This window comes from Wenzhouxiangella sediminis, assembly GCF_003410055.1.
In the GTDB taxonomy this organism is placed as follows: domain Bacteria; phylum Pseudomonadota; class Gammaproteobacteria; order Xanthomonadales; family Wenzhouxiangellaceae; genus Wenzhouxiangella; species Wenzhouxiangella sediminis.
Window position 1 is genome coordinate 39944 of the sequence record NZ_QUZK01000014.1, and the last position, 24374, is coordinate 64317.

15 protein-coding genes are annotated in these 24374 nt (G+C 65.1%); 12 read left to right on the plus strand and 3 right to left on the minus strand.

Going from position 1 to position 24374, the window contains the following annotated elements:
* Window positions 1-44: 44 nt before the first annotated feature.
* From DZC52_RS02740 to DZC52_RS02765, 6 genes are all read left to right on the plus strand, one after another.
* Window positions 45-2855, plus strand: coding sequence for a 2-oxoglutarate dehydrogenase E1 component (locus tag DZC52_RS02740; RefSeq protein WP_116649585.1), 2811 nt, complete (start codon window positions 45-47; stop codon window positions 2853-2855).
* Window positions 2856-2862: 7 nt separating this feature from the next.
* Entirely contained in the window at window positions 2863-4080 is a 1218-nt protein-coding gene (gene odhB, locus DZC52_RS02745; RefSeq protein WP_116649586.1) for a 2-oxoglutarate dehydrogenase complex dihydrolipoyllysine-residue succinyltransferase, read from the plus strand.
* A 200-nt stretch (window positions 4081-4280) separates the two neighbouring features.
* Complete coding sequence (lpdA, locus tag DZC52_RS02750) at window positions 4281-5708, plus strand: dihydrolipoyl dehydrogenase (RefSeq protein ID WP_116649587.1); 1428 nt, start codon at window positions 4281-4283, stop codon at window positions 5706-5708.
* A 123-nt stretch (window positions 5709-5831) separates the two neighbouring features.
* The gene (locus DZC52_RS02755) at window positions 5832-6839 is read left to right on the plus strand and encodes a YhdH/YhfP family quinone oxidoreductase (RefSeq protein ID WP_245960745.1); all 1008 of its coding nucleotides are present in this window, start codon (window positions 5832-5834) and stop codon (window positions 6837-6839) included.
* Between the two features lie 92 nt (window positions 6840-6931).
* Window positions 6932-7297: a response regulator gene (locus DZC52_RS02760; protein ID WP_116649588.1), complete on the plus strand. Its 366-nt coding sequence runs from the start codon at window positions 6932-6934 to the stop codon at window positions 7295-7297.
* Between the two features lie 14 nt (window positions 7298-7311).
* Complete coding sequence (locus DZC52_RS02765; protein ID WP_116649589.1) at window positions 7312-7806, plus strand: peroxiredoxin; 495 nt, start codon at window positions 7312-7314, stop codon at window positions 7804-7806.
* Window positions 7807-7815: 9 nt separating this feature from the next.
* Here DZC52_RS02765 and DZC52_RS02770 read toward each other — a convergent pair whose 3' ends face one another.
* On the minus strand, window positions 7816-8046 hold the full coding sequence (locus DZC52_RS02770; RefSeq protein ID WP_116649590.1) for a twin transmembrane helix small protein: 231 nt from the start codon (window positions 8044-8046) through the stop codon (window positions 7816-7818).
* Between the two features lie 48 nt (window positions 8047-8094).
* Between DZC52_RS02770 and DZC52_RS02775 the strand changes: the two genes are divergently transcribed.
* Genes DZC52_RS02775 through gcvP form a run of 4 tightly spaced genes read left to right on the plus strand, consistent with a single transcriptional unit; the run spans window position 8095 to window position 13251 of the window.
* Window positions 8095-8811 (plus strand): SURF1 family protein, encoded by a 717-nt coding sequence (locus tag DZC52_RS02775; RefSeq protein ID WP_116649591.1) that lies wholly within the window; start codon window positions 8095-8097, stop codon window positions 8809-8811.
* Window positions 8808-9386, plus strand: coding sequence for an SCO family protein (locus tag DZC52_RS02780; protein ID WP_116649592.1), 579 nt, complete (start codon window positions 8808-8810; stop codon window positions 9384-9386). The genes DZC52_RS02775 and DZC52_RS02780 overlap by 4 nt, the downstream gene beginning before the upstream one ends.
* Before the next feature lie 41 nt (window positions 9387-9427).
* On the plus strand, window positions 9428-10342 hold the full coding sequence (cyoE, locus tag DZC52_RS02785) for a heme o synthase (protein WP_116649593.1): 915 nt from the start codon (window positions 9428-9430) through the stop codon (window positions 10340-10342).
* Complete coding sequence (gcvP, locus tag DZC52_RS02790; protein ID WP_116649594.1) at window positions 10339-13251, plus strand: aminomethyl-transferring glycine dehydrogenase; 2913 nt, start codon at window positions 10339-10341, stop codon at window positions 13249-13251. Before cyoE ends, gcvP begins: the two co-directional genes overlap by 4 nt.
* Window positions 13252-13530: 279 nt before the next feature.
* Here gcvP and DZC52_RS02795 read toward each other — a convergent pair whose 3' ends face one another.
* Both DZC52_RS02795 and DZC52_RS02800 read right to left on the minus strand, forming a co-directional pair.
* On the minus strand, window positions 13531-15168 hold the full coding sequence (locus DZC52_RS02795) for an ArnT family glycosyltransferase (RefSeq protein WP_116649595.1): 1638 nt from the start codon (window positions 15166-15168) through the stop codon (window positions 13531-13533).
* Between the two features lie 157 nt (window positions 15169-15325).
* Window positions 15326-18628, minus strand: coding sequence for a S41 family peptidase (locus tag DZC52_RS02800; RefSeq protein ID WP_116649596.1), 3303 nt, complete (start codon window positions 18626-18628; stop codon window positions 15326-15328).
* A 267-nt stretch (window positions 18629-18895) separates the two neighbouring features.
* On the opposite strand from DZC52_RS02800, the gene DZC52_RS02805 reads away from it, so the two are divergent.
* Both DZC52_RS02805 and DZC52_RS02810 read left to right on the plus strand, forming a co-directional pair.
* Complete coding sequence (locus DZC52_RS02805; protein ID WP_116649597.1) at window positions 18896-21802, plus strand: S8 family serine peptidase; 2907 nt, start codon at window positions 18896-18898, stop codon at window positions 21800-21802.
* 97 nt (window positions 21803-21899) lie between these two features.
* The gene (locus DZC52_RS02810) at window positions 21900-24353 is read left to right on the plus strand and encodes a M14 family zinc carboxypeptidase (RefSeq protein WP_181918738.1); all 2454 of its coding nucleotides are present in this window, start codon (window positions 21900-21902) and stop codon (window positions 24351-24353) included.
* Window positions 24354-24374: the final 21 nt, after the last annotated feature.

Consider the following 24374-nt stretch of genomic DNA (forward strand, 5'->3'; position numbering starts at 1 on the left):
ATCAACGGTCTTTGACCGGGCCCCCGAGCAGAGCCACGCTTGTCATGACCGATTTCCTTCAGGAGCAATACCGGAACTCCCATCTTTCCGGCGGCAACGCCGACTATGTGGAGGCCTTCTACGAAGCCTGGCTGGATGATCCCGAATCCGTCCCCGAGAACTGGCAGAAACTGTTCTCCCAGCTGTCGGATTCGGTCGATACCGAAACCCGCCACCGCCGGATCGAGGCGCACTTCCAGGCCCTGGCCGCCAACGGTCACTACAGCGCCGGAACGGCCGCCGAGGACTTCAAGCAGGCCGGCGTCCTTCGCCTGATCAACGCCTATCGCGTGCGCGGCCACCAGCGAGCCAAGCTCGACCCGCTCGGCATCAGCGAGCGACCGCAGGTACCCGACCTGGAGCTCGGCTTCCACAGCCTCGACGAGTCCGATCTCGACACCAAGTTCCACAGCGGCTCCCTGGCCGGCCCGGACCACCTGCCGCTGAGAGACATCGTCGAGACCTGCCGCGAGACCTATTGCGGCAGCATCGGTGTCGAGTACATGCACATCACCGACACCAACCAGCGCCGCTGGCTGCAGCAGCGCCTGGAGGGTGCGCGCGGCAACTACACGCCGGAGGCCGAAGAGCGTCGTCGCCTGCTCGACAAGCTGTCCTCCGCCGAAGGCCTCGAGAAATACCTGCACTCGAAGTACGTCGGCCAGAAGCGCTTTTCGCTGGAAGGCGGGGAGAGCATGATCCCGCTGCTCGACACCCTGATTCGCCACACCGGCAGCCAGGGCGTGCGCGAGATGGTCATCGGCATGGCCCATCGAGGCCGACTCAACGTGCTCGTCAACATCCTGGGAAAGAGCCCGCGCGACCTGTTCGCCGAATTCGAGGGAAAGATCGCCGCCGACGATCCCAATCGTTCCGGCGACGTGAAATACCACATGGGTTTCAGTTCCGACGTACCGACCCCGGGCGGCCCGATGCACCTGGCCCTGGCCTTCAATCCCTCGCACCTGGAAATCGTCAACCCCGTGGTGGCCGGCTCGGCGCGTGCGCGCCAGACCCGCCTCCGCGACGACCGCCGCGAGCAGGTCCTGCCCGTTCTGGTGCACGGCGACGCGGCCATCGCCGGCCAGGGCGTCAACATGGAATTGCTCAACATGTCGCAGGCGCGCGGTTTCGCCGTCGGCGGCACGTTCCACGTCGTGGTCAACAACCAGATCGGCTTCACCACCTCCAACCCGCTCGACGCGCGTTCGACCCTGTACTGCACCGAAGTCGCCAAGATGGTCCAGGCGCCGATCCTGCACGTCAACGGCGACGACCCCGAGGCCGTGCTGTTCGCCACGCGCGTGCTCGCCGACTTCCGCCGCGAGTTCAAGAAGGACGTGGTGCTCGACCTGGTCTGCTATCGTCGCCTCGGCCACAACGAAGCCGATGAGCCGGCCGCCACGCAGCCGCGCATGTACGAGACCATTCGCAAGCTCGATCCGGTGCGCAAGCAGTACGCCGATACGCTCATCAAGGAAGGCCTGGTCGACAAGAAGACCATCGACAAGGCCAACGAGGGCTACCGCGACAAGCTCGACGCCGGCGAGCCCGTTGTCGACCTGCTCGGCGAGGACGAAGCGGTCGAGACGGTCGACTGGGACCCGTATCTCGACGGCGACTGGCGCGAGGAAGTGACGACCGGCGTCGATGCCGGCAGCATCCGCGAACTGTCCGAGCGCCTGACCACCCTGCCCGAGGGCTTCGAGCCGCACAAGCAGGTGCAGCGCATCATCGACTCGCGCAGGAAGATGGCCTCCGGCGAATCGCCCATGGACTGGGGCTTCGCCGAAACTATGGCCTACGCCACCCTGATCGAGGGCGGCCACGGCCTGCGCCTGGTCGGGCAGGATTCAGGCCGCGGCACCTTCTTCCACCGCCACGCCGTTCTGCACAACCAGGCCGACGGGTCTTCCATGCTGCCGCTGCAGCAGTTCACCGACGATCCGCGTCGCGTGACCGTGATCGATTCACTGCTGTCGGAGGAGGCGGTACTCGGCTTCGAGTACGGCTACGCCACGGCCGAGCCGTCCACGCTGACGATCTGGGAGGCCCAGTTCGGCGACTTCGTCAACGGCGCGCAGGTGGTCATCGACCAGTTCATCGCCTCCGGCGAGGCCAAGTGGGGTCGTCTGTGCGGCCTGGTCATGTTCCTGCCGCACGGCTACGAGGGCCAGGGACCGGAGCATTCCTCGGCCCGGCTGGAGCGCTTCATGCAGCTGTGCTCGGGCGCCAACATCCAGGTCTGCGTGCCCACCCTGCCCTCGCAGATGTTCCACATGCTGCGCCGGCAGATGCTGCGCCGGTTCCGCAAGCCGCTGATCGTGATGACGCCCAAGTCGCTGCTGCGGCACAAGGCTTCGACCTCGTCGCTCGACGATCTCGAGAACGGTCAGTTCCAGCTGGTCATCGACGACCCGGCCGGGCCGGATCCGAAGAAGGTCGAACGCGTCGTCTTCTGCGCCGGCAAGGTCTACTTCGACCTGGCCAAGCAGCTCGAAGAGGACGGGGTCGACAACGTCGCCCTGGTCCGCGTCGAGCAGCTCTACCCCTTCCCGCGCGAGGAAGTCCAGGCAATCATCGCGCGCTACGACAAGGCCGATGAGGTGGCGTGGTGCCAGGAAGAGCCCATGAACCAGGGCGCCTGGTTCCAGATCCGCCACCACCTCCAGGCCTGCATCCGCGACGGGCAGGCGCTCGGCTACGTCGGACGCCACGGCTCGTCGTCCCCGGCCGTTGGCTACTATCAGGTCCACCTCGAACAACAAAAGCGCCTGGTCGGCGAGGCGCTGACCCCAGGCAAATTCACGGAGTAAGTAACCCATGAGCGTTGAAGTCAAAGTCCCCAACCTGCCCGAGTCCGTTTCGGACGCGACCGTCGCGAAGTGGCACAAGAAGCCCGGCGACGCGATCGAGCGCGACGAGAACCTGGTCGACCTGGAAACCGACAAGGTCGTGCTGGAAGTCCCCGCCCCGGCCGACGGCGTGCTAAAGGACATCAGCGCCGAGGAAGGCGAGACCGTCACTGAAGGCCAGGTGCTGGGCCTGATGGAAGAAGGCGAAGCGCCGAGCAAGTCGGAGCAAGACGAATCCGCCGACGAAGGCGAGGAAGCCTCCGGGGACAAGACCAAAAAGGATTCCGGCGAAGACAGGAAAGCCGACAGCGGCGGCGAGAAGAAATCCGGCCGCTCGAAGGACGCCGAAAAGGACCTGCCTCCCTCGGCCCGCCGCATGGTCGCCGAGAACGACCTCGACGCCAGCCAGATCGAAGGCAGCGGTCGCGGCGGACGCGTGACCAAGGGCGACGTGATGAGCCACATGGCCGGCGGCGCTACCGGGCCGCGCCCGGAAGAACGCGTCAAGATGTCGCGGCTTCGCTCACGCATCGCCGAGCGCATGAAGGAAGCCCAGAACACCGCCGCCATCCTGACCTCCTTCAACGAGGTCGATCTCAAGGCGGTCATGGACATCCGCAGCCGCTACAAGGAAGACTTCCAGAAGAAGCACGGCATCAAGCTCGGCTTCATGTCCTTCTTCGTGAAAGCCGCCTGCGAAGCGCTGCAGAAGCATCCGGTGGTCAACGCCTCGGTCGACGGCGACGAAATCATCTACCACGGCTACCAGGATGTCGGCATCGCGGTGTCCACCGACCGCGGCCTGGTCGTGCCGGTGCTCAGAGACGCCCACCGCATGGGTCTGGCCGAAATCGAACAGGGCATCGCCGACTACGCCGAAAAGGCGCGCAAGGGCACGATCCAGCTCGACGACCTGCAGGGCGGCACCTTCACCATCACCAACGGCGGCGTGTTCGGCTCCCTGCTTTCCACGCCGCTGCTCAACATGCCGCAGAGCGCGATCCTGGGCATGCACACCATCAAGGAGCGCCCGGTCGCCATCGACGGCGAAATCGTCATCCGCCCGATGATGTACATCGCCCTGTCCTACGACCACCGCATCATCGACGGCAAGGACGCCGTCCAGTTCCTGGTGGCGATCAAGGAAGCCCTGGAAGACCCGGCGCGCATGCTGCTGGGGCTCTAAAGAAAAATTGTCCACAGATGAACACAGATAAACACAGATGAAAATAAGAAATTCTTGATTAGACAGTTATTGAGATTTTGATGTTCAGTATTCCAATCAGAGGATTGCTCGCAACTGAATGAATTCGGAAACCGATTTTTTTATCCGTGTTCAATTGTGTTCATCTGTGGACCATTAAGGTTTTAAATCAAGGAATTAAAATGGCTGACAAGGAATTCGACGTAATCGTGATCGGCGGCGGCCCCGGCGGGTATGTGGCCGCCATCCGCGCCGCGCAACTCGACCTCAAGGTCCTGATGGTCGACGATCGCAAGGGCAAGGACGACAAGCCCGCGCCGGGCGGCACCTGCCTGAACATCGGCTGCATCCCTTCCAAGGCGCTGCTGGATTCCTCCAAGCACTTCGCCCACGTGCGCGACGACTACGCCGATCACGGCATCCAGGTCAACGACGTCAGCATCGACGTCGGCCAAATGCTCAAGCGCAAGGACCAGGTGGTCAAGCAGCTCACCGGCGGCGTGACCCAACTCCTGAAGGCCAACAAGGTCGAGTTCGTCAACGGCCGCGGCAAGCTCAAGGCCGACCGCGAAGTGGAACTGACCCCGCACGACGGCGACGCCTACGCGGTCAAGGGCAAGCATGTGATCCTGGCCGCCGGATCGGTGTCCTTCTCCATCCCGAACGTGGAGATCGACAACGAAGCGATCGTCGACAACATCGGCGCGCTCGAATTCCAGGAGGTGCCGGAACGCCTTGGCGTGATCGGCGCCGGCGTCATCGGTCTGGAGATGGGCAGCGTCTGGTCGCGACTGGGCAGTGAGGTCATGCTCTTCGAAGCCCTCGACGAATTCCTGCCGGCCGTCGACAAGGACATCTCCCGCGTCGCCGCCAGAGAGTTCAAGAAGCAGGGTCTCGACATCCGCCTGGGCACCAAGGTCTCGGGGGCCGATGTGAAGGACGGCAAGGTCACAGTCACCTTCGAAGACTCCGATGGAGAGCACAGCGAGACTTTCGACAAATTGCTCGTCGCCGTCGGCCGCAAGGCTGCCACCGAAGGCCTGCTGGACGACGATGCCGGCGTCAAGCTGACCGACCGCGGCCAGATCGAAGTCGACGACCACTGCCGCACCTCGGCAGAGAACGTCTGGGCCGTGGGCGACCTGGTGCGCGGCCCGATGCTGGCGCACAAGGCTTCCGAAGAAGGCATCGCGGTGGTCGAGACGATCGCCGGCGGCCACGGGCATTTCGGTCACGACACCGTGCCCTGGGTGATCTACACGGACCCGGAAATCGCCTGGGTGGGCAAGACCGAAAAGCAGCTCAAGGACGATGGCGTCGAATACCGCGCCGGCAACTTCCCCTTCGCCGCCACCGGCCGCGGCCTGGCCATGGGCCATGCGCCCGGCTCGGTGAAGGTCATCGCGGACGCCGAAACCGACCGTGTCCTGGGCGTGCAGATCGTCGGGCCCAACGCCTCCGAGCTGATCGCCGAGTGCGTGGTGACGATGGAATTCGCGGGCGCATCCGAGGACCTGGCCCGGATCATCCATGCCCACCCGACCCTGTCGGAGGCCGTCCACGAGGCCGCCCTGGCCGTGGACAAGCGCGCCATTCACAAAGCCAACTAAGAGGCTTGAGTTCCTGTAACCGCAGATTTCTCAGATTGACGCAGATTTGAACAGAGGCTTTCGATATCAATCTGCGCGAATCTGCGTAATCTGCGGTTTTAACGAACTCCGCGAGGAAGCACAGTGAGTAATATTCCCGACACCTTCCGCGCCTTCCGGATCAGCGACGACGAGGACGGCTACCGCGGCGAGCTGGTCGAGCAATCCATCGACGCGCAGTCGGAGGGTGACGTCGTCATCAAGGTCGCCTACTCGAGCGTCAACTACAAGGACGCGCTTGCCGGCACCGGCAAGGGCAAGATCCTGCGCAAGTTCCCGCTCAACGGCGGCATCGACGCCGCCGGCACCGTCGTGCAATCCGATCACGCCGACTTTTCCGAAGGCGACGAAGTCCTGATCACCGGCAGCGGCCTGTCGGAAACCCGCGACGGCGGCTACAGCGAGTACCTGCGGGTACCTTCCGACTGGCTGGTGCCCCTGCCCCAGGGGCTGAAGCTGCACGAGGCGATGATCCTCGGCACCGCCGGGTTCACCGCCGCACTGGGACTGTGGCGCATGGAAGCCAACGGGCAGAGCCCCGACATGGGTTCGATTGCGGTCACGGGCGCCAGCGGCGGCGTCGGCTCACTGGCCTGCGACATCTATTCGTCCGCCGGCTACGACGTCACGGCCATCTCCGGCAAGGAAGACGAATTCGAGTGGCTGCACGAGCTCGGTGCTTCCCAGTGCATCTCGCGGCACGAGCTCTACTGGCCCGAGTCGCCCCTGGCATCGGCGCAGTTCGCCGGCGCGCTCGACAACGTGGGCGGCGACATGCTCTCGGGTCTCACCCGGGTGATCCGGCCCTGGGGCAACATCGCTTCGTGCGGCATGGCCGGGGGCATCGGCCTGAACACCACCGTGATGCCCTTCATCATCCGCGGCATCACGCTGCTGGGCATCAATTCCGCCGGCTGTCCCTATCGGATCCGGAAGGAACTGTGGGAGCGCCTCGCCGGCGACTGGCGTCCGCGCCATCTCGACCGGATCGCCGCCGAAACCATCGACCTGGACCACCTGTCCGGCGCCTTCGATCAGCTTCTTTCCGGCGGCGGCAAGGGCCGGATCGTGGTGCGCGTCGCCGCGTCCTGAAGACGCATCCAAGGGGGGACCTGCCGCCCGGGTTTCGGGTATGATGGTTCCGATTCGAGCTTGAGCAACACAACTTTCAAGAAGGGATTCCCATGGCCAAGATTCTGATCGTAGACGACTCCGAGACCCACCTGTACTCGCTCCAGAAGATCGTCGAAGGCGGTGGCCACGAGGTCATTACTGCCTCCAGCGGCGAGGAAGGTGTCGAGCAGGCCAAGGCACACGTGCCCGACGTGATCCTGATGGACATCGTCATGCCCGGGCTCAACGGCTTCCAGGCCACGCGCCGCATCGCCAAGGAAGAGTCGACCGCGAACATTCCGATCATCTTCGTGACCACGAAGGACCAGGAAACCGACCGCATCTGGGGCATGCGCCAGGGCGCGGCCGCCTACATCACCAAGCCGGTCGACAAGAAAGAGCTGCTCAAGGCCATCAACAGCGCGCTCGGCGGCTGAACGAGACACCAGCCATGACGGTAACCGTTGGGGACCGAGTCCCCGAAGCGACCCTGACCGTGATGACGCCGGAAGGTCCCTCCGGTCAGTCGACCACGACCCTCCTCGGCGCCGGCACGACGGTCCTGTTCGCCGTGCCCGGCGCGTTCACCCCGACCTGTTCGGCGAGGCACCTGCCGGGTTTCGTCGAACGGGCCGAAGAGATCCGGGCCGCCGGCGCCGACCGCGTCGTGTGCATGGCGGTCAACGACGTGTTCGTCATGGACGCCTGGGGCAAGTCCGTGGGCGTGGGTGAAGCGATCGTGATGGCGGCCGACGGCAACGGCGAGTTCACGCGCGCTCTCGGCCTGGAAATGGACGCCAGCGGCTTCGGCATGGGCGAGCGCGCCCAGCGCTTCGCCATGATTGTCCAGGACGGCGTCATCAAGCACCTGATGGTCGAGGGACCCGGTGAATTCCGGGTCTCCACCGCCGACAGCGTCCTGGAGCGGCTCGGTTCCGGCGAGTGAGGCCTGGCCTCAGCCGCCGCCCGGGTAGCGGACCGGATTGACGCCCTGGGGCTCGATCCAGCCCAGCTGGAACGCGACCCACAGCAGGATCACCAGACCCAGCGAGAGCCCCACGCGCCAGCTCAGGCGCCGCACGGTGCGTTCACCCTCTCCTGAATCCTTGACCAGAAAATAGAAGCTGGACGCCAGGGTATACAGGATGACGAGAAAAGCAGCGATGATCAGGACTTTGCTGAGCAATGTAGAACTCCGGGCTGGGTATTGCGTCGATTATAATGCCGACCCGTCATGAGCAGGCCCTCCTCCTTCATCATCCGCTCGATACCGCACCTCGCGGCGGTCCTCGTGATCCTGATGTGTTCGCGGCTGGCCGTCTGGCAGTTCGACCGGGCGGACGAAAAGCGCGGCCTGATGCAGGCCTGGGAACAGGCCGGCGAAATCGCCCTCGGCGAGCCACTGCCCGCTGACGCGACCTATGCCGAAGTGCGCGCCACGGGCACCTTCGAGCCGTCCCGAAACGTCCTGCTCGACAATCAGATTCGCGCCGGCCAGGCCGGTGTGCACGTATTCACGCCCTTCCGGCCGGACGGCATGGAGCGCAGCTGGCTGGTCAACCGCGGCTGGCATCCGCTCGCTTCCAGGCAAGCCCCCCTGCCCCGGGTCGGCGTCCCCGAAACGGCCACCTCGATCAGCGGCCGGCTGAGGAGCCCGCCGCGGGTCGGGCGCCAGCTGGGCGAAGCGCGTCCGCTCGATGCCGACAACTGGCCCAACCTGGTGACCTACCTGGATCTCGACCGCGTCGAGCAGGCGCTCGGTTCGCAACTCGCCGACCGCGTGATCCTGCTCGACCCGGCGCACCCCGCGCACCTGACCGGAGACGACTGGCGTCCGGTCAATTTCGGACCCGACCGCCATCTCGCCTACGCCTGGCAGTGGATCACGATGGCGGTCGCGGTGTTTCTCATCTGGGTCGCACTGACCTGGCGCAAGATTCGCAAATCATGAAAAAAACCACCATTTTCGCCGTCCTGGCGCTGTTTCTCGCCCCCGTCGTGATCGCCATCCTGCTCAACAGCCAGTGGCTCGACTGGCGCCCCGGCAGCACCCGGAACTACGGCGAGCTGCTCCAGCCGGCCATTCGACTGCCCGAGTTCGAGCTGCAGACGGCCTCCGGCGAGACCGTGACCCGGGAAACGCTGGCCGGCCAGTGGCAGCTGCTGCACTATCGTGCGGCCGGCTGCGACGACGCCTGCCTGGAAGACCTCTACTGGCTGCGCCAGATCCGTCTTGGCCAGGACCGCCACCAGCCGAAAGTGGCGCTGATGTTCGTCACGCCCGGCGAAATCGACGACGAAACCCTGGCAGCAATCCACGAGCTGGCCGAGGATTACCGCGTGTTCGAAAGCGACGCCGGCAGCGCCCTGTCCCCGGCCCTGCCGGACGCCGGACTCGAGGCAATCAGCTACATCGTCGACCCCAAGGGCCATATAATATTGCGTTACCCGCAGGATGCGGATCTCAACGGCATGCGCCGTGATCTGTCGCGCCTGCTCACCTGGACGCAGACCGGGCCGGAATAGGCCCGCATCCCTGGCTTACCGACCACCCCCGACGAGCGCAAATGACCGCAGCGACTGCATCAATCTGGCAGCGAACGCGCTTCTTTCTCGGCCTGTGCAAGCTGCGCGTGGTCGCGCTGATCGTCTTCACGGCCATCGTCGGCATGGCCCTGGCGACGCCCGGCATGATCCCGCTCGACGCCCTCATCTGGGGCACCCTCGGCATCGGTATGGCGGCGGCCTCCGCGGCGGCCATCAACCACCTGCTCGACGAGCGGGCCGATCGCATCATGGCCCGCACCCGCAATCGCCCGCTGCCCACCGGCCAGGTCAACCGCAAGCAGGCGCTGACCTTCGCCCTGTTGCTGGCGGCGGTGTCGATGGTGATGCTCACCGTGCTGGTCAACCCGCTGACCGCTGTGCTCACCTTCGCCAGCCTGATCGGCTACGCGGTGATCTATACCGCCTGGCTGAAGCGTGCCACGCCGCAGAACATCGTCATCGGCGGGGCCGCGGGTGCCGCGCCGCCGGTCCTGGGTTGGGTGGCCGTGACCGGCGACATCCACGCCCACGCCCTGATCCTTTTCCTGATCATCTTCGTGTGGACGCCGCCCCACTTCTGGGCGCTTGCCATCCACCGGCGCGAGGACTACGCCTCGGCCGATGTGCCCATGTTGCCGGTGACCCACGGCGTGAAGTTCACGCGCTGGCAGATCCTGTTCTATACCATCATCCTTGTTCTCGTCACAGTGCTGCCCTGGCTGACGGGAATGAGCGGTCTGGCCTACCTGGTCGGCGCCACGATTCTCAATATCGGGTTCCTCGGCTACGCGATCGCCATCATGCGTTCGAAGAACGAGCAACTCGCCATGAACATGTTCAACTACTCGGTGGTCTACCTGATGGCCCTGTTCGCCTTCCTGCTGATTGACCACTACCTGTTCAAGACTTCCGCGCAAGGACTGCTTCTGCAATGACCGACAACCGGAACACCAACACGCCGCTGCATCGCCTCGAATCGCATGACGATTTCGTCGGCCGCCACATCGGCCCCGATTCCGCGGACCAGCGCCGGATGCTCGACACGGTCGGCTGCGATTCGCTCGACTCCCTTGTTCTCGAGACCATGCCGGGCAGCATCCGCAGCGAGCGACCGCTTTCCCTCCCCGACAGCGACAACGAGGAACGGGTGCTCGAGCGCATTCGCGAGATGGCCTCGCACAACAGCGTGGCTCACTCGATGATCGGGCTGGGCTATCACCCGACCCTGACGCCGCCGGTCATTCTGCGCAACGTGCTGGAGAACCCCGGCTGGTACACCGCCTACACGCCCTACCAGGCGGAGATTTCCCAGGGGCGCCTGGAAGGCATGCTCAATTTCCAGCAGATGATCATGGATCTCACGGGCATGGAACTGGCCAATGCGTCGCTACTCGACGAAGCGACCGCGGCGGCGGAAGCCATGGCCATGCTCAAGCGCGTCAACCGGAAGAACAAGAGCGATGTCTTCCTGGTCGACGCCAATTGCCTGCCGCAAACCATCGACGTGGTCATCAACCGCGGGCGGCACATGGGCATCGACGTCCAGGTGCGCGAGAACCTGCGCTCCGCTGTCGCAGACACCGACTGCTTCGGCATCCTGGTTCAGTACCCCGGTGCCAACGGTGCCATAGAGCCCATCGGCGAGCTGGTCGACGAGGCCCACGAACGAGGTGCCCAGGTTGCGGTGGCAACCGATCCCATGGCCCTGCTGCTGCTCGAATCGCCCGGCCAGGCCGGGGCCGACGTGGTGGTCGGCAGCGCCCAGCGCTTCGGCGTGCCGATGGGCTACGGCGGGCCGCATGCGGCCTTCTTCGCCACGCGCGAGGACTACCGGCGCAGCGTCCCGGGGCGGATCATCGGCGTCTCCAAGGACCGCCACGGCAACGCCGCCCTGCGCATGGCGCTGCAGACTCGTGAGCAGCACATCCGCCGCGAGAAGGCGATGAGCAACATCTGCACCGCCCAGGCCCTGCTGGCGGTAATGGCCGGATTCTATGCCGTCTGGCACGGCCCGGAGGGGCTGAAGAAGATCGCCCGCCGCATCCACCGCCAGACCTGCATCCTGGCCCGGGGCATCGTCGACGCCGGCTTCGAGCTCGAAAGCGAGCACTTCTTCGATACCGTGTCGGTTCGCGTCGACGAGCCCGAGCGTCAAGCCCTGCTGCACCGCGCCCATCAAGCCGGGATCAACCTGCGCGCCGACCGCGACGGCTTCATCGGCATCAGCCTCAACGAGCAGACCCGGCGCCACCACCTCTCGTCGCTGCTCGGCATCTTCCGCGGCAACAAGGCCGACGAGATCGCCACACTCGACGAAGGCCTCGACGCCGATTTCCAGGCGATCCCGGAAGCCCTGCAACGTCAAACGCCCTACCTCGAGCACGAGGTTTTCGAACGCTACCAGTCCGAGACCGAGATGCTGCGCTATCTCAAGCGCCTGGAGAATCGCGATCTCAGCCTGGCCCATGCGATGATCCCGCTGGGCTCGTGCACCATGAAGCTCAACGCCACCGCCGAGATGATTCCCATAACATGGCCGGAGTTCGCCGAGCTCCATCCCTTCTGCCCCTGGGACCAGGCTCGCGGTTATCACCAGCTGATCGACGAGTTGGAAGGAATGCTGCGCGAGATTACCGGCTTCGACGCCGTCTCGCTGCAGCCCAATGCCGGCTCCCAGGGTGAATACGCCGGCTTGCTGGCGATCAAGGGCTGGCACGAGCACAACGGCGATGAGGGGCGCAACGTCTGCCTGATCCCGTCTTCCGCGCACGGCACCAACCCGGCCAGCGCGCAGATGACGGGCATGGACATCGTGGTGGTCAATTGCGACAAGCAGGGGAATATCGACCTCGACGACCTGGCCGCCAAGATCGACAAGCATCGCGAACGGCTCGCCGCCCTGATGATTACCTACCCGTCCACCCACGGCGTGTTCGAGGAAGACGTGGTCAGCATCTGCGAGCAGGTTCGTCAGGCCGGCGGCCTGGTCTATCTCGACGGTGCCAACCTCAATGCCCTGGTCGGCTGGTCGCGCGTGGCGCAGTACGCCGACGTCTGCCACCTCAACCTGCACAAGACCTTCTGCATTCCACACGGCGGCGGCGGACCGGGCATCGGCCCGATCGGCGTGCGCGAACACCTGATCCCCTTCCTGCCCGGCCACGGCAGCGGCCTGCTCGGCCCGGAGTTCGGCGCCAACCCGCCGATTGCCGCCGCTCCCTGGGGCAGCGCAGGCATCCTTCCCATTCCCTGGGTCTACATTCGTCTCATGGGCGCCGACGGTCTGCGCCGGGCGACCGAAGTGGCCATACTCAACGCCAACTACATCGCCAGGCGCCTGGAAGGTCACTACGACATCCTCTACACGGGACGCAACGGCCGCATCGCGCACGAATGCATCATCGACCTGCGCCCGTTCAAGGACAGCGCCGGCATCACCGAGGAAGACGTGGCCAAGCGAATGATCGACTACGGCTTCCACGCGCCGACCATGTCCTGGCCAGTGCCCGGCACCCTGATGATCGAGCCGACCGAAAGCGAGTCGAAGGCCGAACTGGATCGCTTCATCCAGACCATGATCGCCATCCGCCGCGAGATCGAGCGTGTGGCCAGCGGCGAGTGGGACGCCGAGGACAACCCGCTCAAGAACGCCCCGCACACCATCGAAGAGCTCGGCGCGGACGAGTGGCCGCACGCCTATTCGCGCCAGGAAGCCGGCTGGCCGGTCAAGGAACTGCGCCTGGGCAAGTACTTCGCACCGGTGGGTCGCGTCGACAATGTCTTCGGCGACCGCAACCTGGTCTGCTCCTGCCCGCCCATGGAAGACTGGCTCGAGGCTGGTTGAGGGTGTAGTCGGGCCAGCTCACGGCGGCGGTGGGCCTGCTTCAGTTCGACGCGGTGGCGAGGCCCTCAGCAGGCCCACCGCCGCCGTGAGCTGGCGGGGCGGTTAAAAATAGGTGGGCACTCGACACAGAGCGTTTGCCCCGGCCGGGGGACATCCGCTGAAGGCCTCGCCACCGCGTCGAACTGAAGTGGATGTCCCCCGGCCGGGGCAATAAGCGGTCTCGAACGAAAGCAACCCGAGACTCTAAGAGCGCGGCGCATTGACGCCCAGCCGACAAACTTACGGTTCGAAGGAAGTCCGGTCGGATACCAGATCGGACGCACGGTACAGCGCCAGCGATCCGGACCGATAAGGCTGGATGAAGACCGGCTCGGGCATCGCCCCCGCGAGGTGCTTGGTGCGGGTGGCAAGAATGGCATCCGGGTGGTCCGCCAACCAGGTGCGCGCCTCCTCGAAGCCGAGCTCCACGACCGGCTGGTGCAAGCGGCCCGTGTAATTGAACTGGCCCTGGTAATGGCCCAGCCATGCCACAGGCATCCCGCGCGACTGGTAGCTGTTCACCATCGAAGCGATCTCGCCGAGGTCATGACTCTTCCGCGCCGCGGCCACCGGGCCGCAGATTACCGCGAGGGCCAGCAGGCTCGTGGCCGCCAGATGGAACAAACCCGCCTCGGCCACAGACTTCGGCTTGCGCCAGGCTATCGCCACCGCCACCATCAGCAGCAATGCGCCCCATCCGGGAGAGATCGTCGCGACCCACTCCGGCCAGCTAGAGGGTCCGACACCGAGCCCGGCAATCATCATCGCCACGCCGAAGACGGTGAGGACCAGCGCCAGGGGCAGACCGTCCGGCCGACTGATTCGCACACCTGTATCGAGAATCCCGGCGAGTCCGGGACTCGCCAGCGCGAGCAGGGGCAGCAGGTAGTGCGCCTGCTTTCCCCCGACCAGGCTGAGAATGATGAAACCGAACAAAGCGCTGCCGAAGGACAGCTTCACCCCCCGATCGATGCGGATGCCCCGGACGGCCCGCCACAGCGGCGGCCAGAAGATCCAGGGCAATCCCAATAGCGGCAGCAGGGGCAGGTACCACCAGATTGGGCGGCCGTGCCCCATGTCGCCGCTGATGCGATCGGCCGTCTGCCGCCACAGTATCTCCGACAGGAAAGCGTCTCCGGCGGTCGACCAGGCCATCAGCAACCAGGCCAGAATGGGGACGGCCGCCAGGGCGAGGACCGCCGTCACGCGCAGGTACCATGAACTCCATCCGCCTTCCGGCTTGCTCGTCCACCAGGGCGCGGTCAGCATCGCGGGCAAGGTGTAGACCAGGATCACCGGCCCCTTGGAAAGAAGACCGAGCGCCAGACCCAGCGCCACCAGCGGCCAACGGACCGGCCGGCCGGCGAGACCATAGATCGCCAGCAGCGCCGAGAACACGACCAGGTAGTCGAACATGACGGCCGGAGCGTAGAGGGTCGCGAACCAGCCCGCGGCGAAGATCGCGGGCGCCAGGCTGCGAAGACTGAGCCGCTCGGGCCACAGGCGGGCGGCGATACCGCGAATGAGCAGCAGAGAGCCGATCACCGCAATGGGCTGGATTAACCGGGGCCACCAGTCGTTGACGCCGAAGACCGACCAGCCCGCGTGAATGAGCCAGAACAGCAGCGGCGGCTTGTGTGTGTAGAACGCGTCGTTGAGCATGGGCACGAGGAACTGCCCCTCCTGCCACATGTTCCATGCGACCGACAGGTAACGCGTTTCGTCCACTGGGAAGACCGGCCGGACGAAGATCGACAGCACGACAGGAATCAGCCAGAGGATCCAGACGGCCGCGGTATCCAGCCAAGGCAGCGCGTTCCTGGAGAGTTGCGCCTCGCGGCCGGTAAGGCTCATGTTCGAATAGGCGAGATCATTCATGCCGCCATTGTCCGCCCGAAATCATTAACCGGACGTTAGTTGGAGAGCATGCATCGGCGGACTATGGCAAATGCCCTATGCCGTTCGAATGGACAGAGTGGCGATGCCGGGCGTCAATGCGGGCCGGCCAGGTGGGCCGACCCGCGAAAGCCGGGATTCAGTCGATCTTCACCGGCGGTTGGGGACGCTCGGGGAAGGTCGGCGGATCGGCCTCGATCTGCTTCATCACTTCCTCGATGGCGCGCTCGAGCTGGGGATCCTCGCCGGCGATCACGCTGGCCGGGTCGTTCTCCACCTCGATGTCCGGCTCGACGCCCTCTCCCTCGATGACCCATTCGCCTTCGGTGTTGAGGAAGCCGAACTCGGGCACGTTGACCGAGCCGCCGTCGATCACCGGGCCGTGGCTTGTTATGCCGGTGACGCCGCCCCAGGACTTCTTGCCGATGAGCGGCCCCAACCCGGCATTTCGGAACTGCCAGGGGAAGATGTCGCCGTCGGAAGCGGAGTTCTCGTCGAGGATCGCAGCCATGTGGCCGTTGAAGGCCTCGCTGGGATAGGTCGAGACGTTCTCCATGGTGCGCGAATAGCCAAGCGAAAGCGGCTTGCGCGACAGGCGCTCGATGAGCATCTGCGAAACGTTGCCGCCGCCGTTGGAACGCACGTCGATCACCAGACCATCCTTGCGGATCTGGCCGTAGAACCACTTGATGAACTCGCGGATTCCGTCCGGCCCCATGTCGGGCACGTGCAGGTAGCCTACGCGACCGTCGGTCGCCTCGGTCACCCGGCGATGGTTGTCGAGTACCCAGGCCAGGTAGAACAGGTTGCTCTCGCCGCTGACCGGCTCGACCAGCACTTCACGCGTCTCGCCGCCGGACGCCCGCGACGAAACGGTCAGGGCCAGCGCCTGGCCGGACGGCACCGTCAGCCTGCGGAAGATGTTGTCTTCGGCCGACAGCGGCCGCCCGTTGATCGCCAGGATGTAGTCGCCTTCGGACACGTCCACGCCCGCCTCGGTCAGCGGCGAGCGGTAGCGCGGTTCATCGTTCTGGCCTTCCAGGATCCGCGCGACGCGATAGCGCCCGTTGTCCGTCTCGAACCGCGCGCCCAGCAGGGCCACCGAAGGCCGTTCGGGCAGGCCTTCGTCGCCGCCGGAGACATAGGCGTGCGAAATGTTGAGCTCGGCGATCATCTCGCCCATGACGTAGTTCAGGTCGCTGCGGTGAGCGACGTGCTCGAGCAGCGGACGATAGCGATCGCGCAGGGCCTCCCAGTCGTAGCCGTGCATGTTGGCCACGTAGAAGTAGTCGCGGAAACGACGCCAGACCTCGTCGAAGATCGTCGCCCACTCCGCCATTGGATCGATCCGGGCCTGCATGCCCGAAGTATTCACATCCTCGCTTTCACCCCCTTCCTTGGCGATCGGATAGACCTTCCAGCTGTTGCCGCTGCGAACGAGAACCTGCTTGCCGTCCAGGCTCGGGTCGGCCATGGCGACATCGGTGGCGAAATCGACGACCTTCTCGTCCTCGAACTTGAAGAGCTTCAGGCGCGGACCGACGGCCGGGGCACGGCCGTAGTAGAAGGCGTCGTACTCGCCGAAGAGGATACCGTTCTCGGCCACGCTCAGCGATGAGTAGTTCCCGGCTTCCACCGGCACGCGGATCACGCGCGCGGACAGCCCGTCGAAATCGATGCTCGTTTCCTTGCCCTTGTCGTCGTCCTTGCCGTTGCCGTTGCCGTTGCCGTCGCCCTTGCCGTTGCCGTTTTCGCCGTCGGCGTCGACGCCCGGCTCCTCGGCGTCTTCGGGCGAGAACGGGTTGGCCGCCGCCTCGTCCAGGATGAACGCGAAAATCCCCGTGGTGCGATTGGTGGCGTAGTTCCACTCGCGGCCGGAAATCTGAGGCGCGAATTCACGGTCGGCCAGGAAGTACAGGTAGTCGCCGTCGGGCGAGAATGCCGGCCCGTACTCGGAGAACAGCCCCTCGCTCAGGCGCCGGGTCTCGCCGTCGGCCACGGAATAGACGTGCAGCGCGCGCAGGCCGGTCTCCTCGGTCAGGCTGAAGGCCAGCCACTTGCCGTCGGGCGACCAGGCGTAGTCGCGGTTGCGCCATCCGTCGTCGCGGGCCACGCGCTCCAGGTCGCCGTCGCCGTCGGCGGGCAGCACGTAGATGACGCCGTCCTTGTCCGAAACGGCGATATGTTCGCCGTCGGGCGAGAAGCGCGGATCGTAGAAGCGCGTTTCATTGCCGGAAGTCAGGGCGCGGGGCGCCTGGCTGCCGTCGGAAGGGACCAGGTAGAGTTCTTCCTCCCCCTCGACATCGGACACGAAAACAATGTGCTCGCCGTCGGGCGACCAGTCCGCTTCGCGATCGTGGGCGCTGGAGCGGTCGGTCAGGTTGCGGGCGATGCCCTCGCCCACCGGGACGTTGAAGAGGTTGCCGCGGGCTTCGAACAAGACGCGCTGCCCCGTGGGACTCAACCGGGCCGAGTGGATCTGGCCGGAGACGTCGACCACGCGTTCGCGACGGTTGATGCCGTCGTCGGGCACGGTGATCTCGAGACCGTTGTCGCTGCCGTCGCGAGTGTCGAAAACGCGCAGCCGACCGCCCAGTTCATAGACGATCCGACCCGTGGCGTCGGCGCTGGCCCAGCGCACGTCGAACTCGTCGTGGCGGGTGAGTTGCTCGACTGCCCCGCTGTCGGGATCGACGCGGTAGAGGTTGAGGGTGCCGTCGCGATCGGACACGAAGTAGCCCTGCCCGTCGATCCACATCGGATCGCGGTCGGTCCGCTCGTGTTCGGTGATCTGGCGGGCTTCGCCGGCATCGAGGTCGAACAGCCAGAGATCCTGGGCCCAGCCGCCCTCGTAGCGCTTCCAGGTGCGGAAGTCGCGGAACAGCGGCGAATAGAAGACCTGCTCGCCGTCGTCGGTGAACGTGCCTGCGCCGGAAACCGGCATCGGCAGCGCCTCGGGCAGGCCGCCGCGACGGGGTACGGTATATAGGCGTGCCGTGGACGAGCCCCAGGCATCGCGCTGCGAGCGAAAGACCACCGAATCGCCGTCGGGCGTCCAGCCGTAGACCTGGTTGTCGTAGCCCCAGCGCGCCGGCAGGGGGCCGACCGCCGGGTACCAGGTCAGCTGCTCGGGCTGGCCGCCGGATGAGGCCATCACATAGACCTGCTCATCACCCGCGTACTGGCCTGTGAAGGCGATCCAGCGCCCGTCGGGAGAGAACTTCGGAAACAGTTCCAGGCCGGGGTGGGCAGTCAGGCGCCAGGCGGCACCGCCGTCGATCGGCGCCGACCAGAGATCGCCGCCGTAGCTGAACACGACGCGCTCGCCATGAACGTCCGGGAAGCGCAGGAGTCGGGTGTCGGCCAGCGATGCGCCGGCAAGAAGCAGCAGCGAAATGCCGATCAGGCACTTCGAAAGAATGGGGTTGCGAATCTGATTCAAGTGTCATCTCCGGATGATCGAACGATCGCGATACTACTACAGGACAGGTCAAGCCGAACCGTGGCAAAAGTCATGGCCCGGTAAAGCCCGGCACCGACGCCGGCTGAAATTGTGCTGCCCTTCCGGTATGCTCCTCCGTTTCGTGTGCCAATCGTCATCGCGCCCGGAACACGGGACGGAGAGTGGAATCGGGGGCTCCGGGTCCGAATAAAGCCGGTGGCGGGCAATGCACCACATTGACAACCAGCTCAGGGACGACTTCTCGACATGCCCCCGACCGCAACGCAGCTCTCAAGACGACTCCGGATTCCCTTTTTCCTGCTGGCCTGCCTGGCGAGCGGCTCCGCATTCGCCGCCGATGATTCCGGCCAGTGGGTGCGCGTTCATCACGGCTCGAACTTGCCAACCCTGCAGTCCGGGGTGCTGGGCGAACGCCTGACTGACTACGGCAGCTTCCAGTGGGGCCGTCTGACTCGCGAACAGATCGAACGGCTACGGGCCGGCGGCCTGTCGGTGACGATCGAGGACAGTCCCTTCGAGCTGACGCTCGGCGGCCACCGATTCGATCCCCTGGAGGCGCCCGCTCCATTGAATGCGCGATCCGCCGACCCGGCAGGCGACTTCTACCTGCTTCAGTTCCAGGGCCCGGTTCGCAACGAGTGGCTTCAGCAAATCCGGCGCCAAGGCATTCAGGTCGTGCAGCCACTTCATCCGTTCAGCTACATCGTCTGGGCCGAATCCGGACGCATGACGACAGCCGGCACCCTGCCCTCGGTACGCTGGACCGGCTTGATGCAGGTCGACTGGAAAGTACCCCCGAACCAGCGCTTCGATGAGGCCGGCGTCGTTCCAACCATGGCACTGGCCAGCGCTCACGCCGACCGGGTCCGGTTGTCCGAACAGCTCGCGGAGTTCGGACGGGTCGAGCGATTCACAAAATTGAACGAGCACCTGCAGGTTCTTCATCTCGAGGTCGATCGGCGAGACTATCGGAAGATCGCGGCGCTGCCCGGCATCTACACCATCCAGTACATCCGTCCCGAAACCGGCCCACGCGGTGAGATGAGCCAGCAGTCCATCGTCGGCGCGATCGACGGGGCCGGCGATGTGCTGCCCGGCTATGCCACCTGGCTGAACGACACCGGCTATGACGGCAGCGGCATTACCGTCGGCGTGGTCGACGGCCGCGTACTCTCCACACATGTCGACCTCGCCGACCGCATGGCGCCCTGCGACGGAACCAACGGCAGTTGCGGCGGTTCCGGCAGCAACGCCCACGGCACCCATGTTGCCGGTGCGATCGCGGGCACGGGCGCGACGGGCACCCGGCTCAACGGCTTCCTTCGCGGCCAGGGCGTGGCGCCGGGCGCCAGCATCGTCAGCCAGGTCTACGGTCCCTTCACCGACTCCTCCTCGGACGGAATGGTGGCCGACGGCATGCTCAAGATCTACCAGGATTCGGCAAGGAGTGGCGCGCTGCTCACCAACAACTCCTGGGGCCCGTCCGGCTCACCGCAGGGGTACGACATTCCGACCATGCAGATCGACTACATCAGCCGCGACGCCGACCCGGACACGGCCGGCGACCAGCCCATACTGGCCGTCTGGTCGATCATGAACGGCAACGGCGACAGCGGCGGCAGCTGTGCGCCGAGCTCCCTGGGCGCCCCCGACGAGGCCAAAAATCTCTTTGCGGTCGGCTCCACGGCCCTTCAGACCAACGGCGGAGACCAGGTGGCGAACATCTTTCGCGTTTCCACCAATTCTGCGCACGGCCCGGCCTGCGACGGACGCCGGGTTCCGCACATCGTCGCGCCCGGCTGCAGCACCGACAGCACGACGAACAGCAGCAACACGTCCCACTCGTCCACTTTCTGCGGCACGTCGATGGCCTCACCGATCGTCTCGGGTGCCGTGTCGGTCTGGGCCGAGAAGTACATCGATGAAAACGGCTTCAACCCGTCGCCGGCGCTCATCAAGGCCGTCTTCACGGCCGCAGCCCGGGATCTCGAAGGCAACCCCAATGCCGACGGCGGCACCATGGGCCATCGTCCCGACCGATTCCAGGGCTACGGCCGCCTGGATCTGGACGCCGTCATGAACCCGGTCGCCGAGGTCTTCCTGCACGACCAGTCGCACGTTTTCGACGCCACCGGGCAGGAGTGGACGGCCGTTTTCGAAGCCGCCGATCCGAACCAGCCGGTGCGCATCATGCTTGCCTGGACCGATGCGCCCGGAGCGGGTCTGGGCGGGAACAGCGAAGCTTGGGTCAACAACCTGGATCTTTCAGTCAACTCAGACGGACAGACCTTTTTCGGCAACGTCATCGGCACGGACGGCTGGACTGAACCGGGCGGCGCGGCCGATGCCATGAACAACCTGGAAGGCGTTTTCCTTTCGCCCGCCCAGACGCCGGATTCCTTCTCGATCACCGTTTCCGCCGCCGAACTTCTCGGCGACGCGCTCGACCCCTTCAATCCGGACGATCCCAGCCAGGACTTCGCCCTGGCCTGTTACAACTGCGTGCAGACCGACGCCACCTTCGCGCTCTCGACGGCATCCCCGGAAACACTGCAGATCTGCGCTCCGGAAAGCGGCTCCAATCAGTATCAGGCCGTTCTCGATATCGATCCCGTCGGACCCTACAACGGGCAGGTGGCACTCACTACGAGCGGCCTGCCGTCAGGCACGACGGCGAACTTCAGTCCGGAAAGCGTCACCGTACCCGGCTCGGCCACCTGGACCCTGGAGGTCGGTTCAGCCACGCCGGACGGCTTCTACATCGCCACACTCGGCGGCGACGACGGAGAGAGCCAACAGGGCGTGGACTTGTACCTGGACATCGACGCCTATCTGGACACGGCGCCGACGCCGCTAACGCCCGAGGAAGGCCGCGAGGCACGCAGCCTGACTCCGGAGTTCACCTGGGAGGGCTTGCCCGGCGTGTCGCGATACCGGGTACAGATCGCGACAGACCCGGGCTTCAACAGCGTCGTATCCGACGGCATCATCAACGGCACCAGCTACACGCCGTCCGTCAGCCTGGACACGAGCACCGCCTACTTCTGGCGCGTCCAGGGCAACAACCTCTGCGGGGGCGGCGTGTGGAGCGAGCCTCGCGGCTTCCAGACCATCATGTTCACGGACCGTTTCCAGAATGCAGGCTCGAACTGAGATGAGAGGACGTCCCGGCGAATACTCGCGCGCTGTTCTACCGACAGTGTGCCGCTCACCGGCGACAGGTCCCGGATCCGGCGGACACGATGGCCCGGTGTTGCAAAATCTGCTCAAGGTCGCCGCAATCGCCATTCTGGCGGGCACCAGCATGCCTTCCTTCGCGGATGAAGTCGTTCGCATTGCCGATGTCCCTCGCGAGAGCTACGAAGAACTGCACGCCATGGGCGACTTCTGGAGCGTGGACTCGAAAACCGGCGAGGTCATCATGTACGTCGATGCACAGCAGCGCGCGTCGATCGAGTCGCTTGGATACAAGGTCCGGCTCGACGAAAAACGAATGCGCTCACTCGAGTATGCGCAATCCATCGACGCCGAGGCGTGGCGCCGCGCAGGACTGAACGGCATTCCGGGCTATCCGTGCTACCGAACGGTGGATGAAACCAAATCCGAGCTCTCGGCGCTCGCCATCGAACGCCCGGATCTCGCCCGTTGGCAATCGATCGGCGAGACCTGGCTCAAGGCCAACGGCGAGCCCGGCGGCGACGACATCTACGTGCTGGTACTCGGTAACCAGGACAGCCCTTATGAGCAGCCGCCTTTCGTGCTGATGGCCGCCCAGCACGCCAGGGAACTGGCCACAGCGGAAACGGCCGCGCGCTTCGGGGAGTGGCTTGTCGACAATTACGACAGCGACCCCACGGCGCGCTGGCTCCTCGATCACCGCGAGATACACATCGTCGCCCAGCAGAATCCCGACGGTCGACGCGAGGCAGAAAACGGTCCCGGCATGTGGCGCAAGAACTCGAACCTAAACGCCTGTCGTGGAGGAACGACCGGCGTGGACCTCAACCGCAACAGCGACTACTTCTGGGGAACCCATTCCAGTGGCTCCGCTTGTAATGAGACCTATCGTGGCACCAGCCCGTCGTCCGAACCTGAAACGCAGGCCATCCAGAACTACATGCACCAGGTTTTCGATCCGCAGTGGCCGAACGGAAGCGGCAATGACCCGGTGCCGGAAGACGCGCAGGGTCTGTTCATTTCGCTGCACTCCTACGGCGACATGGTGATGTTCGCCTGGGAAGGCTCGGGTGGAGGCGCCTCCAACCACGCCCCCAACCACAACCAGATGGCCTGGCTCGGACGCAAGTTCGGCTTCCACACCGGCTACGAGGTGGGTCGCGACATCCTCTATTCCGCCGGCGGCACCACACCCGACTACGCCTACGGCGAGTTCGGGGTTGCCGCCTACACATTCGAGATCGGCAGCCAGTTTCACCAAAGCTGCAGTTCCTTCGAACAGCAGATGCTGCAGGATCTTATGGACAGCCTGGTTTACGCAGCCAAGGCAGCCGCAAGGCCCTACCAGGCCCCTTCCGGGCCCGATGTGGTCGATGCCGCAGCCGTGTGGAATGCCCAGGCGCAGACCCTGCAGCTGAGTGGCATCGCCGACGACACGCGCTTTGATCGGAACGGTGTCGACGAAGCACCCGTCGACAATCCGATCCAGGATATCGTGGACATCCGGGCCAGCTTCGACCTGCCGCCAGCCCAGGCCGCATCGAGCTTCACGATAAGCCCCGAAAGTGCGGATGCCGTTTCGGCGTTCGGCGCCCGGGTGCACATCGGCCAGTCCATCGAACTTCCGCGACTGCTCTTTTTCCAGGCCCGCGACAGCCAGGGAAACCTAGGCGTGCCCGAAGCCGTCTGGGTCGACGAACAACGCGCCGCGGTATCCCCCGACGCGATCAGCGCAACGCTACCGGTCGGCAGCACGGCTCAACGAACCCTGACCATCGACAACATAGGCAGCGAGGCCGTGACCTGGTCCGTGGCGACCGATCTGCCGGCCAGCTTCTCCAGGGATGGCCACGACCCGGAGCTGGACGAACCACTCGACCTGCAGGATTTCTCGCTTCCCGGAGGCGGAAGCAGCAGTGAAAACAGGGTCGGCGGCATTCAGACCAGGGGCCAGGTCGTGGGCTTCAGCTTCGAAGGCACGGTATCGAACCTGGGCAGCGGCAGCTGGGCTTCGGACATGGCCATGACGGTGACCGCGCCCGATGGCGAATCCTATGTGGTCGGCGGATACGAAACGACCAATCCCGACTGGGATTTCCAGGGCGGCGGCTCCGGCAGCGGCGGCACGTACCAGAGCAGCCACATCGGACCGGACGTATTCGGCGATCAGGGGGTCGCCGATGAAGGGCAATGGTCCTTCGGATTCGAGGATACCTGGACGGGTGGCATGGACTGGTCCAGCGTGACGGTCACGCTGCACAAACAGGTGCCTCCGTCCTGCATCGATCCAGCCGGCGTCGCCTGGCTCGGCGTGAACCAGACCGCCGGCACGCTTGCTCCGGGAGCCAACGCGCCACTCGCAATCTCGATGGATGCCTCCGACTTGAGCCCGGGCCAGCACGACGCACTGCTGTGCGTGAGCACCGACGATCCCGCGGCCGGGTTGATCGAGGTGCCCGTGACGCTTCAAGTCATCAGCGGTGAACCGCAGATTTTCGACGATCGCTTCGAAGAGCCCGCCGGCTGAAGGCAGCCGGCCGGCAGCCAG